Origin of the sequence: Lentibacillus sp. L22 (genome assembly GCF_040812445.1) — a bacterium.
GTDB lineage: Bacteria > Bacillota > Bacilli > Bacillales > Amphibacillaceae > Lentibacillus_C > Lentibacillus_C daqui.
In genome coordinates this window covers 1-13,267 of record NZ_JBFNXI010000019.1, presented here as the reverse complement: position 1 = coordinate 13,267, position 13,267 = coordinate 1, and the positions used below count along the sequence as shown (strand labels likewise).

Here is a 13,267-nt window from a genome sequence, read left to right as displayed (position 1 = left end):
GTGACAGCCTTTCACATTTTAAGCGGATGTTTTCGAAAAGCCAACGGAAATGCTGTACGAATCAGAGATACTGTCGGGAGTCGGAAATACAGTCCGAATCACGAAAAATACAGTCCAACCCCTGTAAAAAATCAAGCCCCAACAGGCAAAGCGTAATCTTTTATGGTAAAATGCAGGAGAAGTGTTTGTAACAATCGAAGCGGAGGATAACAGATATGTATTGGTATTATCTTATTGCACTGGTTGTCATTGGTGTTGATCAGCTGACAAAGTGGTTGATTGTAAAAAACATGGAATTGTACGAGCAGATTCCAATTATTAACGATTTTTTCTACATAACCTCGCATCGTAATAGAGGTGCAGCCTGGGGTATTCTACAAGACCAAATGATTTTCTTTTATATTATTACTGTGGTAGTAGTTGTTGGAGTAATTTTCTATCTGCATAAGTTTGGCAAAGATAGCCCGCTGTTGGCGGTGTCGCTGAGTCTGATTCTTGGCGGGGCAATCGGTAACTTCATTGACCGGATTTTCCGTCAAGAGGTGGTTGATTTTCTTGATTTTACCATTTTTCGTTATGACTTTCCGATCTTTAATGTAGCCGACTCCTGTCTTTGTATTGGAGTCATCCTTGTTTTGATTGCTACATTTATAGATGAGAAAAAGAAGGGGACAACAGCCAAATGACCGCACAACAGTATGAAGTACAGATCGAACAAAATAAAACACGGATTGATAAGTTGTTAGCGGAATTAAATCCGGAACAATCTCGGTCGCAGGTACAAACCTGGATTAATCAGGGTTTGGTTACCGTTAACGACCGTATTGTCAAGGCCAATTATAAATGCCAAACTGGTGATCTTGTTATGTGGTCAATCCCGGAGACAAAACCATTAGCAGTTACGCCAGAAGATATACCATTGGACATTGTCTATGAAGATCGTGATGTGGTGGTTGTCAATAAGCCAAAAGGAATGGTAGTTCACCCGGCGGCAGGACATACAACTGGCACATTGGTTAATGCGTTGTTGTATCATTGTCAGGATTTATCCGGTATTAATGGAGTTGAGCGACCAGGAATTGTCCATCGGATTGATAAAGATACCAGTGGTTTATTGGTGGTGGCCAAAAATGATCAGGCGCACGCTTCCTTGGTTGAGCAGTTGCAGGCAAAAGATGTGGAACGAAAATATGAAGCAGTCGTACATGGGGTAATTGCCCATGAACATGGTGTCATTGATGCACCGATTGCTCGTGATCCAAAAGACCGGCAAAAAATGGGGATTGTCGAACAAGGCAAACCTGCTGTCACCCATTTTAAGGTATTAAGAAGGTACGACCGTTTTACCCATGTGGAATGTCAGCTCGAAACAGGGAGAACCCATCAAATTCGTGTACATATGCGTTATATTGGTTTCCCGCTTGTTGGGGATCCCAAATATGGTCCGCGCAAGACACTGGATATCGGTGGTCAGGCTCTTCATGCCCGCGTGTTGGGTTTTACCCACCCAAAGACAAAAGAATGGCTGCGGTTTGAGGTGGAAGCACCGGCTGTATTTCAAAATCTGTTAAAGCAAATTGAAAAAATGTGTTGACATAAATGCTCAGGTTTGGAATAATAAATATAGTTGAATATGACCTTTAAAAAGTAGTCCTGTGAGGCTAAAAAGGAAGCGGTCATGATGTAACCATTCATCACGAATCCCTTTTTTCCTCTTGGAGAATAGGGATTTAATTTTGAAGAAAAGCAAAGGCGAAAGTTTACGTAACGCTTGAGCCAGATATGTTTATTAGGAGAGTCGTTATGAAGAAAAAAACCGAGGTGCTTGATCAGCCAGCAATCAATCGGGCATTAACCCGGATAGCCCATGAAATCCTTGAGAAAAATAAAGGTGGGGAAAATCTGGTACTGGTTGGTATTAAAACGAGAGGAGCCCCTCTGGCCAACCGGTTGCAGGAAAAGATTAAACAAATCGAATCGATTACCGTTCCAATCGGTGAATTGGATATCACGCTTTACCGGGATGATTTGGAGAAAGCAGTGAAAAATGATGAACCAGAACTAAAAAACACGAATATTGAAGTTGATCTGACCGGCAAACATGTGATCTTGATTGATGACGTGTTGTTTACCGGTCGAACAGTAAGAGCTGCAATGGATGCAGTGATGGACTTGGGTAGACCATCCAATATTCAATTGGCTGTCCTCGTTGACCGCGGTCACAGAGAACTGCCAATCCGTGCTGATTACGTCGGTAAAAACATCCCAACATCAGACAAGGAAATCATTGTTGTCGAACTCGGCGAAACTGATGATATCGAACAAGTATCGATTTTTGAAAAATAAATAGCAGGACCTTTAAGTGAATCCAGAGAGATTTGTAAGGTCGAAAAGAAACGTGTATGTGACAGGTTACAGGGGTATTAGAGAAAGGAGTGTCCTTCAAATGACAGATCCAACCTCTAACTCCTGACCACTTGCCCACTACTACCGCACCTCTTTGCGATCTTACGCAAAGAGGTGTTTTTTTATATTCAAAAAGCGGGGAATTGTTGCCAGGCGCGCGATCAATTCAAATGATGATCAAAACAAAGGAGGAGATCCAAATTGCAACATTTTATTTCGGTAAACCAATTATCGACGGAGGAGATATTTTCCATTATTGAAATGGCTGAAGATTTACGGCAGGGAGCATCCCAACATTTGCATCGCCAACTGTTTGCGGCAAATTTATTTTTTGAACCAAGTACGAGAACAAAAATGAGCTTTATCATTGCCCAGAAAAAATTGGGAATGGATGTGTTGGATTTTCACAGTGATATGGCAAGCGTTCGTAAAGGGGAAACATTGTATGATACAGCAAAAACTTACGAGGCAATCGGGGCAGATATGCTGTTTATTCGACATCAGGATGACACATGGTATGATGACCTCCTGCAAAATATCAAGATTCCCATTGTAAATGCCGGGGCAGGACAAGGCGAACATCCAACCCAATGTATGCTGGACCTAATGACAATCTATCAGGAATATGGCACGTTTACCGGTCTGGATGTCGTGATTGCCGGTGATATTAAACATAGCCGAGTTGCCCACTCCAATGCTCGGGCACTGAAACGTTTAGGCGCCAACGTCTATTTTTCCGGTGCACCGGAGTTTGTGGATATAATACGTGACATTCCATATATCCCGATGGATGAAGCAGTAGATATATGTGATGTCATGATGCTACTGCGCATTCAACATGAACGACATCAGTCGGTGTATACAGAAGATAAAGATATATATCTTGACAAGTATGGCTTGACAGTTGAACGGGAACAGCAAATGAAAAAGCATGCCATTGTGATGCATCCAGCTCCGGTTAATCGAGGGGTGGAGATTGATACAAGTTTAGTAGAGTGTCAGCGATCTCGCATCTTTCAACAAATGGAAAATGGCATGTATGTCCGCATGGCAATAATTAAAAATATTTCAGCAGAACGGGGGCTTATTCATGATTTTACTAAAACATGCAAAAAGGCTGCTGCCTACTAATGAATTGGTTGATTGCGAAGTGCTGATTGATTATGGAAAAATCGCCGAAATTAAACAGGAAATCACCAGTGAACCGGAGCAAATCATCGATTGTAAGGGGCGTTTGCTTCTTCCGGGATTTATCGATGTCCACGTCCATTTGCGCGAACCAGGCGGGGAGCATAAAGAAACGATCGAAACCGGAACAATGGCAGCTGCCAGGGGTGGTTTTACAACGGTCTGTGCCATGCCGAATACGAAACCAGTACCTGATAATCTGGAAACATTCAACCAGCTTCAGGAAAAAATCGAACAAGATGCCGTCATCCGCGTATTGCCATATGCCGCGATTACGAAGGGGTTAAAGGGTGACATATTAACACCGATCAATGAGTTAGCCGAACTGGGTACTTTTGCTTTCACCGACGATGGGGTTGGTATTCAAACGGCTGATCAAATGCTTCGGGCCATGCGGGAAGCTGCTGCCTGTGGAAAGCCGATTGTAGCTCATTGTGAAGATAACTCACTCGTCTATCAGGGCGTTGTTCACGATGGTGAGGTCAGTGAACGCCTGCAGTTACCTGGCATCCCATCATTAAGTGAGTCCGTACAAATTGCCCGCGATGTATTATTGGCAGAGACTACTGGTTGTCATTATCATGTTTGTCACGTCAGTACGAAAGAATCAGTGCGTGTGATCCGGGATGCAAAAAAGGCAAGCATTCCTGTTACAGCGGAAGTAACACCACATCACTTGCTTTTAAATGAAACAGATATACCAGCAAATGATGCTAATTTTAAAATGAATCCACCATTAAGGTCAAAGGAGGATCAGCAGGCATTAATCGATGGTTTACTGGATGGCACAATTGATTTAATCGCCACAGACCACGCGCCGCATGCTGCCGATGAGAAGGCTAACGGATTTTTGCAAGCACCGTTTGGAATTGTTGGTCTGGAAACAGCTTTTTCATTGTTATATTCCAAACTTGTGAAGACGCAAAAATGCACCTTATCTCAATTAGTCGACTGGCTAACTTTCAAACCTGCCCAAACATTTGGACTGCCTTATGGACGACTGGAAGCAGGCAGAATTGCTGACCTGACATTAGTAGATTTGGATGCAGAACGACAGATTAATAGGAATCACTTTTATTCACAAGGAAAAAATACGCCGTTTCATGGTTGGCATGTTACAGGTCTGCCAGTAATGACGATAGCAGCAGGAAAGATTGCTTACAAGGAGGATGATCATGTTGAAACGTCAACTGGTACTGGAAGATAGTTCGGTATTTATCGGTGAAGGATTTGGCAGTGAAACGATGACAATGGGTGAGATTGTTTTTCATACCGGAATGACTGGATATCAGGAAGTTATTTCTGATCCTTCTGCTTCTGGTCAGATCGTTGTCATGACGAACCCATCCATTGGAAATTACGGTATGAATCGGGACGATATGGAGTCAACTGCCCCAAGTGTTCACGGGGTTATCACAAAAGCATATGAGGAATATCCGTCCAATTTTCGCAGTGAAGAAACCTTAAATGATTTTTTAAAACGATACAATATTCCGGGAATCGCGGGGATTGATACAAGAAAGTTAACCAAAACGATTCGCCAGCATGGTACAGTGAAAGGTTGCATTGCCCCTGTTTCTGAGCCTGTTGAAACACTGGTAAGCCAATTAAGGCAAACGCCCATGCCAACAAATCTGGTTAGTCAAATATCTATAGTAAAACCATATGTTGTCCCTGGCAGGGGAAGGCGCATTGTGTTAGTAGATTTTGGTATGAAACATGGTGTTTTACGGGAACTTACCAAGCGGGATAATCATGTAACCGTGGTGCCGTATAACTATCGGGCAAAGGATATTTTACAACTAAAACCGGATGGCATTCTGTTGTCAAACGGTCCTGGAGATCCAAAGGCTATTCCGGAAGTCATGGAAATGGTGCAAGATGTGTTGGGTCAGCTGCCTTTATTTGGTATTGGCCTGGGCCATCAACTATTTGCCCTGGCATGTGGCGCCAATACAGAAAAAATGAAATTTGGTCATCATGGCACCAATCACCCGGTAAAAGATCTGGAAACAGGGAGGACGTATATGACCGGTCAGCACCATAGCTATGATGTTACCCATGAGTCATTGGGCAGGACCAATCTTGCTTTAACGCAAATAGCCCTAAATGATCATAGTGTGGAAGGAATCAAACATACAGTGTATCCAGCATTTTCTGTTCAATATTATCCTGAAGGTGCTCCAGGTCCGAATGATGCCAATCCGTTGTTTGATGCATTTTTGCAAATGATCGACGATACGAAGGAAGCCGGGAAAGGGGAACAAACATATGCCTAAAAATACAGCAATCGAAAAAATACTCGTCATTGGGTCTGGCCCCATTGTGATTGGACAGGCCGCTGAATTTGATTATTCCGGAACGCAAGGCTGCCAGGCATTAAAAGAGGAAGGCTACACAGTCATTTTAGCCAACTCGAATCCAGCAACCATTATGACGGATCACACCGTAGCGGATAAAGTGTACATGGAACCATTAACCATCGAATTTTTGAGTAAAATTATCCGGAAAGAACGACCTGATGCAATATTGCCAACGTTGGGCGGGCAAACTGGTTTGAATTTGGCTGTTGGGCTGGAGGCGACCGGGATTCTGGACGAATTTCATGTGCAATTGCTTGGTACGTCATTGGAGGCTATTCAACAGGCTGAGGATCGGGAAAAATTCCGGACGTTGATGCAAGAGCTGAATGAACCGGTTCCAGATAGCCAAATTGTGCATACGGTGGAACAGGCTTGCAGCTTTAGCGAAGAAATTGGCTTTCCGGTTATTGTACGCCCAGCCTATACATTAGGGGGCACTGGCGGGGGCATATGCAAAACCTTGGACGAATTGAAAGAGATTACCCAAAATGGTCTGGCACTTTCTCCGGTTAATCAATGTTTGATTGAAAAAAATATCGCCGGGTTTAAAGAGATAGAATATGAAGTCGTGCGGGACAAACAAGATCAGGCGATTGTGGTATGCAACATGGAAAACGTTGATCCAGTTGGTATTCATACGGGAGACTCAATCGTTGTTGCTCCGTCACAAACATTAAGTGATCGGGATTGTCAGCTCATGCGGAATGCATCGTTAAAAATTATCCGCGCACTCGGTATCGAAGGCGGATGTAATGTCCAGCTTGCCCTTGATCCAGATAGCTTTCAATATTACATCATTGAAGTGAATCCGCGTGTCAGTCGTTCGTCAGCTTTGGCATCAAAGGCAACCGGTTATCCAATTGCCAAAATAGCTGCAAAAATTGCTGTCGGATTAACATTGGATGAAATCATCAACCCAATCACGGGTAACACCTATGCTTGTTTTGAACCTGCACTTGATTATGTTGTTACCAAGATACCAAGGTTACCATTTGATAAATTTGTCGATGGTGACAGACTCCTTGGGACGCAAATGAAGGCAACAGGTGAGGTGATGTCGATTGGGCGAAGTTTTACCGAATCTTTGTTAAAAGGGATCCGCTCACTGGATATCGGAACGGAAGAATTTTGGCTGGGGAGCCTGGCAGATTTATCAACACAAGAGCTTCAACAAAAACTTGCCAAGCCAGACGATGAGCGCTTGTTCGTTATTGCCGAAGCATTTCGCCGGGGTATGACGGTTGACGAGATTTTCAGCTTAACAACTATTGATAAGTATTTCCTAATGAAACTGAAGAACTTGATTCATATGGAAGATGATTTAAAACAACAGCCGTTTTCGCAAATGATCTTAACGAAAGCAAAGCAGGCAGGATTTTCTGATATGCATATTGCCAGATTATGGGGTACATCGGTTGACGAGGTGTATCAATTTCGCATGCAGCACACAATTCGTCCCGCCTACAAAATGGTTGATACGTGTGCAGCCGAATTCGCATCTGCAACACCATACTTTTACAGCACCTATGATGACGAGAATGAATCGGTAGCATCTGGACGGAAAAAAATACTCGTCCTTGGATCAGGTCCCATTCGCATTGGGCAAGGAATTGAGTTTGATTATGCGACTGTTCATTCCGTGCTGGCGATCAAGGAAATGGGCTATGAAGCAATTATTATGAACAATAATCCTGAAACGGTATCAACCGATTTCAGTATTTCTGATAAGCTATATTTCGAACCACTGACATTGGAAGACGTTATGCATGTCATCGAATTGGAACAGCCTGAAGGGGTTATCGTTCAATTCGGTGGCCAGACAGCAATTAATCTGACAGCGGGATTACAACGGCGAGGGGTAACCATTCTGGGAACAAGCAGGCACGCCATTGACCAGGCGGAAGATCGGGATAAATTTGAACAATTACTAGAGGAACTGCATATCCAAAGGCCGAATGGAAAATCGGTACTAAAACCAGAACAAGCATTGATCGCTGCCCAAACCATTGGCTATCCTGTCCTGGTACGACCGTCCTATGTGATTGGTGGCAGCCGGATGGAAATCGTCCATAATGAAGAAGAATTGCGAGCGTATCTGGGTAAAGTAGCGAATAAGTCAAATGAGCACCCAATTTTAATTGATCAATATATTACGGGTATCGAAGTGGAAGTCGATGCAATATGTGACGGCGAAACTGTTATTGTTCCGGGGATGATGGAACATATCGAACGCGCCGGTGTCCACTCCGGAGACTCTATCGCCGTATATCCGCCACAACGACTAAGTCAAGTGGTGAAAAAGAAATGTATGGAACAGACGATAAAAATTGCTCGTGCTTTAAAGGTAAAAGGACTGATCAATATCCAATTCATTATTCAAAATGAAGATGTGTACGTCCTTGAGGTTAACCCAAGGGCAAGCAGAACGATTCCTTTCCTGAGCAAAATCACCGGCGTTACCATGGCAAATCTGGCAACCAGATGTATATTGGGAGAAACACTTGCAGGCATGGGTTACCATACAGGATTGTTACCGGAATCTGATATGGCATCCGTGAAAGTACCGGTTTTCTCTTTTGCAAAATTGCGTAGTGTTGATACGACGCTTGGACCTGAGATGAAATCTACCGGGGAAGCCATTGGTCATGATCAAACATTGGAAAAGGCTTTATACAAAGGACTTGTCGCTTCCGGTTTAACGGTTCCACAAGAAGGTGCTGTATTGTTAACTGTTGCCGATAAGGATAAACAAGAGGCACTTGAGATTGCCACCCGTTTCCATCAGTTGGGCTTTCAACTATATGCAACAACCGGAACCGCTAATTTCATCAGACAACGAAACATTCCAGTAGTTGAGGTAGGAAAAGTTGCTACCGATGAACCAAACGTTCTATCGATAATCGAACAAGGTACGGTGCAATTGGTTGTCAATACGTTAACATCCGGAACAAAACCACGTTCAGATGGTTTTTGGATTCGCCGGAAAGCGGTAGAACACGGCATTGCCTGCTTAACAAGCCTGGATACAGCAACCGCCATAGTAAATGTGATTGATGCAACCACATTTTCAGCGCAGCCATTGGTGGAAAAACAGGTGGTGTCGGGATGAAACGGCTACAAATGATGGTAGTATCTGTAAAGGAAATTGCCTTGGATATAGTTGAAATGGTATTAAAACATCAATTAGCGGCGTCAACAGCGAAACCGGGACAGTTTTTACACATCCTGGTTGACGGACATACATTACGTCGGCCAATCTCGATCGCCGCGACAGATCCTAATCAAGGAACCGTCACCATTTTATTCAAAAAACTTGGTGCAGGTACACAGCAACTGGCTACCTGCAAACCAGAGACAATCATCGATGCATTAGGCCCTAATGGTAACGGATTTAGCTATGATTCGGATATGGGAACCGCATTACTGGTGGGTGGAGGAATAGGTATCCCTCCACTATACAATCTCGGGAAAGAACTAAATAAGCAAGGTATTGATGTCAAAGCGGTCCTCGGTTTCCAATCACATGACCAAGTGTTTTATGAAGACAAGTTTCGGGAAATTGGTGAAGCATGGATTGTGACAAATGATGGCAGCTATGGTTATAAGGGAATGGTAACTGATGTGTTGGATCAGATCGGATCGTTTGACGATTATTTTTCTTGTGGACCATTGCCCATGCTGCAAGCCGTAACAGTGGAATTAAGTGAAAAGCGCGGATATATTTCGCTGGAAGAACGAATGGGTTGTGGTGTCGGTGCCTGCTTCGCCTGTGTGATTCCAGCAAAAACGGAATCTGGTTACAAGAAAATTTGTCAGGATGGTCCCGTATTTGCAGCAAGTGAGGTGATCTTATGACAAATTTAACGGTTCATTTGCCAGGGTTGACATTGAAAAACCCGATTATGCCAGCTTCAGGCTGTTTTGGTTTTGGCCGGGAATACGGTGCATTTTATGATTTAAGTCAACTCGGAGCGGTGATCATGAAGGCAGCAACGCAGGAGGCTCGTTTTGGCAATCCAACACCACGTGTAGCCGAAACAACTGCTGGTATGCTCAATGCCATTGGTCTGCAAAATCCGGGTGTGGAACAAATTATTGCCTCCGAGGTTCCAAACCTGGCTTCTTATGACATTCCTGTTATCGCGAATATAGCCGGCAGCTCATTGGAAGAGTATGTAACTGTCGCCAAAGCCTTTAACAAAACAACTGCGATACAGGCGCTGGAATTAAATATTTCCTGTCCCAATGTCAAAGCTGGAGGGATCCAATTTGGTACTGATCCGGAACTGGCGGCAATGGTTACAAAAGCGGTGAAAAAGGTTAGCAATCATCCTGTATATGTAAAGCTTTCCCCTAATGTTTCAGATATTGTTGCCATGGCTAAAGCGGTAGAACAAGCAGGGGCAGACGGTTTGTCCATGATCAATACACTAACAGGGATGACCATCGATTTGGGAAACAAGCAACCACTACTAGCCAACCAAACAGGCGGGCTTTCTGGTCCGGCTATCAAACCAATTGCGATTCGAATGATTTATGAAGTGAAACAACATGTCTCCATTCCGATTATTGGTATGGGTGGGATTGGCAATGCTAAGGATGTATTGGAATTTTTATTGGCTGGTGCCAGTGCAGTGGCGATTGGTACAGCTAATTTTCAAAATCCATATATTTGTGCGGAAATCATTGATGCGCTGCCAGATATATTAACAACATATGGATTTACAAAGGTAACGGATGCGATCGGAAAGGGGCATGGCGCGTGAATAATAATATTTATCTGGCACTGGATTTTCCCACATGGATGGAGGCAAAAGCTTTCATCGATCGACATAATCTTAATGGGGTACCGGTGAAAGTTGGCATGGAGTTATTTTATCGGGAAGGACCCTATATTATTGAACAACTGAAAAAGGACAATCATGCCATCTTTCTTGATTTAAAGTTGCATGATATTCCGACAACAGTGAAAAAAGCGATGCAAAATTTGACGAAGTTGGATGTGGATTTGGTAAACGTTCATGCCCTTGGTGGCGGGGCGATGATTCAAGCCGCAAAAGAAGGGCTGTTGGCAAGTTCCAATAATCATACCAAATTGCTAGCGGTGACGATGTTGACTTCCATGGAAGAAACAGTGATGAATGAAGAATTAAGGATTTCCGGAAGCATGCAAGACAACGTCGTACATTTGGCTGCTATCGCTAAACAAAATGGAGCGGATGGTGTGGTTTGTTCGGTTCATGAGGCAAGCCAGCTGAAAACAGTGTGTGGATTGGATTTTCTTACCGTAACCCCTGGTATCCGTTTGCAAGAATCAAACACGAACGACCAGAAGCGGGTCGCCACACCTTCATTTGCCCGTGAACATGGTGCAGATATACTTGTAGTTGGCCGGGCAATAACCAATGCCCAGCAACCAAAACAAGCTTATATCAACGTATTAAAGGAGTGGAACAATGAAGTTAAGTCATGAAATAGCCCAGGATTTATTGGCAATAAAAGCAGTACAAATTCGTCCAGAACATTATTTCACCTGGACTTCAGGCATCAAGGCACCGATCTATTGTGATAATCGTCTGACCATGTCCCACCCGGCAGTCAGAAATAGAATTGCTAAGGGCTTTGTACAATTGATCGAACAAATGCCCGAGAAACCGGATGTGATTGCCGGCTGTGCAACTGCAGGGATTCCACATGCTGCCTGGGTTGCCGAAAAGCTTGATTTGCCGATGGTTTATGTTCGATCCAAGCCAAAAGCACATGGCAAGGGAAATCAAATAGAAGGGACATTTGAAAAAGGGGCAAGAGTAATTGTCATAGAAGATTTATTATCTACCGGGGGCTCATCATTACAAGCAGCAAAGGCACTCGAAAACAACGGGGCAATTGTATTAGGAGTCCTGGCTATTTTTTCTTACGGGCTGGAGAAGTTGGTCACGCAATTTAAAGAAGCGGATTTGCCTTATGAGACCCTTACAAACTACGATGAGTTGTTGCAATTACTTATGGATAACCAAACAATCGACAACGACCAATACCAGGCGCTCAAAGCATGGCGGCATACGTTGTAAATAAAGGCTGTTCGCAGGATCCAATCGGGTTCGTAGTGTCGCTTTATCTACGCGAAGGCTCAAGATTAGCACGGTAGAACGGGACTAACAATCAATGGGGGATAAAGAAAACCCCCATTGATTGAAGTTTCACGTTATGAAATAAGTTTCAATCCGATTGCTGAACATAGTACCATAGCTATAAAGACTATTCTTTTCCAATCCTTTGACTCCCCAAAAAATAGCATTCCAACCAAGGCGCCTCCAACAACACCAATTCCTGTCCAAATTGCATAACCTGTTCCCATAGGAATAAATCGTAATGAATAGCTGAGTAATGCAAGACTTAAGCCAAACCCCAAAATCAATAAAATGGCTGTTTGCCAATTTCTTTTCACAGATAATCGATTGATCATAGCAACACCAAATGTCTCCAATAAGCCTGCTAAAATTAAAGTAAACCAAGGCATCAAGATTCAGCCCCTTTCTCAACCTTTTCACTTGTGACTAATTTCAAACCAATGACGCCAGCTAATAGTATCATTATTAAAAGAATTTTTCCCCATTTGAATGGTTCTCCAAAGAAAAGAATGTCTGCAATGACAGTACCTGCTGTCCCTAATCCCACAAAAATGGCATAGACCGTTCCCGCAGGTAGTACTTGTGCAGCTGTTATCATTAAATAATTACTGGCTATAATGAAGATAACTGTCCCGGTCCATGTCCAAAAATCATAGGCGTGAGTCAACCCAATTACCCAAAACACCTCTAAAAAGGCTGCAATAAATACTTTGATCCAGTTCTTATTCATCTAAATGACTCCTCCAATTTTATTATTTGCCAAAAAATAAAAAGCCCGGGAGAAACTGTTAAACAGTTTTCTCCCGGGCTTTTATCCCTCCGTGGCACAATCGAGTTGTGAGTTTTCTCTCGGACCTGACCAACATTATAGTTGCGGAACCCTAGAAAACATTTTATCTATGTTATTGTTTACCATTATACAATTACATTTAATACTAATTCAAGTTAAAGGAGCTGGAATATAAAGGAGATTAGGTTGGCCAATGTCGGTACTCTTTTTTAGTCTGGAGTTTACGTCTTTGTGTATTCGAATCACTTCATCGTCATTCATCTTTTCCTGCATTATAAATCTGTATATTGATTTTATTTCTATTTATATATAAAATTAGGATAACACGGGAGTTTGACACCTACATAATCAGAAATTGCCTTTAAAGCCTGTGATGGCTTTATTTTTTT

Annotated in this window: 13 protein-coding genes and 1 riboswitch; of the genes, 11 read left to right on the top strand and 2 right to left on the bottom strand. The window is 43.0% G+C overall.

Annotated features, from left to right (window positions below):
• Positions 1-215 precede the first annotated feature (215 nt).
• The 11 genes from lspA to pyrE all read left to right on the top strand — a co-directional run bounded on the left by lspA (position 216) and on the right by pyrE (position 12,028).
• Positions 216-686, top strand: a complete 471-nt coding sequence (gene lspA, locus ABRT01_RS10220) for a signal peptidase II (RefSeq protein WP_269409337.1) — start codon at positions 216-218, stop codon at positions 684-686.
• Complete coding sequence (locus ABRT01_RS10215) at positions 683-1,594, top strand: RluA family pseudouridine synthase (RefSeq protein ID WP_367747007.1); 912 nt, start codon at positions 683-685, stop codon at positions 1,592-1,594. The genes lspA and ABRT01_RS10215 overlap by 4 nt, the downstream gene beginning before the upstream one ends.
• A gap of 209 nt (positions 1,595-1,803) precedes the next feature.
• Positions 1,804-2,346, top strand: a complete 543-nt coding sequence (gene pyrR, locus ABRT01_RS10210) for a bifunctional pyr operon transcriptional regulator/uracil phosphoribosyltransferase PyrR (protein ID WP_269409335.1) — start codon at positions 1,804-1,806, stop codon at positions 2,344-2,346.
• Between the two features lie 261 nt (positions 2,347-2,607).
• Positions 2,608-3,537, top strand: a complete 930-nt coding sequence (locus ABRT01_RS10205) for an aspartate carbamoyltransferase catalytic subunit (RefSeq protein ID WP_269409334.1) — start codon at positions 2,608-2,610, stop codon at positions 3,535-3,537.
• Positions 3,497-4,801 carry a dihydroorotase gene (locus tag ABRT01_RS10200; RefSeq protein WP_269409333.1) on the top strand — a complete coding sequence of 435 codons (1,305 nt, stop codon included), beginning with the start codon at positions 3,497-3,499 and terminating at the stop codon, positions 4,799-4,801. The genes ABRT01_RS10205 and ABRT01_RS10200 overlap by 41 nt, the downstream gene beginning before the upstream one ends.
• Positions 4,770-5,873 carry a carbamoyl phosphate synthase small subunit gene (locus ABRT01_RS10195; protein ID WP_269409332.1) on the top strand — a complete coding sequence of 368 codons (1,104 nt, stop codon included), beginning with the start codon at positions 4,770-4,772 and terminating at the stop codon, positions 5,871-5,873. The genes ABRT01_RS10200 and ABRT01_RS10195 overlap by 32 nt, the downstream gene beginning before the upstream one ends.
• The gene (carB, locus tag ABRT01_RS10190; protein ID WP_367747004.1) at positions 5,866-9,066 is read left to right on the top strand and encodes a carbamoyl-phosphate synthase large subunit; all 3,201 of its coding nucleotides are present in this window, start codon (positions 5,866-5,868) and stop codon (positions 9,064-9,066) included. Before ABRT01_RS10195 ends, carB begins: the two co-directional genes overlap by 8 nt.
• Positions 9,063-9,812, top strand: coding sequence for a dihydroorotate dehydrogenase electron transfer subunit (locus ABRT01_RS10185; protein WP_269409330.1), 750 nt, complete (start codon positions 9,063-9,065; stop codon positions 9,810-9,812). Before carB ends, ABRT01_RS10185 begins: the two co-directional genes overlap by 4 nt.
• Positions 9,809-10,723: a dihydroorotate dehydrogenase gene (locus ABRT01_RS10180; protein WP_269409329.1), complete on the top strand. Its 915-nt coding sequence runs from the start codon at positions 9,809-9,811 to the stop codon at positions 10,721-10,723. Before ABRT01_RS10185 ends, ABRT01_RS10180 begins: the two co-directional genes overlap by 4 nt.
• Entirely contained in the window at positions 10,720-11,430 is a 711-nt protein-coding gene (gene pyrF, locus ABRT01_RS10175; RefSeq protein ID WP_269409328.1) for an orotidine-5'-phosphate decarboxylase, read from the top strand. The genes ABRT01_RS10180 and pyrF overlap by 4 nt, the downstream gene beginning before the upstream one ends.
• The gene (gene pyrE, locus ABRT01_RS10170) at positions 11,414-12,028 is read left to right on the top strand and encodes an orotate phosphoribosyltransferase (protein WP_269409327.1); all 615 of its coding nucleotides are present in this window, start codon (positions 11,414-11,416) and stop codon (positions 12,026-12,028) included. The genes pyrF and pyrE overlap by 17 nt, the downstream gene beginning before the upstream one ends.
• Before the next feature lie 134 nt (positions 12,029-12,162).
• Here pyrE and ABRT01_RS10165 read toward each other — a convergent pair whose 3' ends face one another.
• Both ABRT01_RS10165 and ABRT01_RS10160 read right to left on the bottom strand, forming a co-directional pair.
• Positions 12,163-12,477 (bottom strand): DMT family transporter, encoded by a 315-nt coding sequence (locus tag ABRT01_RS10165; protein ID WP_269409326.1) that lies wholly within the window; start codon positions 12,475-12,477, stop codon positions 12,163-12,165.
• The gene (locus tag ABRT01_RS10160) at positions 12,477-12,818 is read right to left on the bottom strand and encodes a DMT family transporter (RefSeq protein ID WP_269409325.1); all 342 of its coding nucleotides are present in this window, start codon (positions 12,816-12,818) and stop codon (positions 12,477-12,479) included. Before ABRT01_RS10160 ends, ABRT01_RS10165 begins: the two co-directional genes overlap by 1 nt.
• A 68-nt stretch (positions 12,819-12,886) precedes the next feature.
• Positions 12,887-12,984, bottom strand: a riboswitch (guanidine-I (ykkC/yxkD leader).
• Between the last annotated feature and the right edge of the window lie 283 nt (positions 12,985-13,267).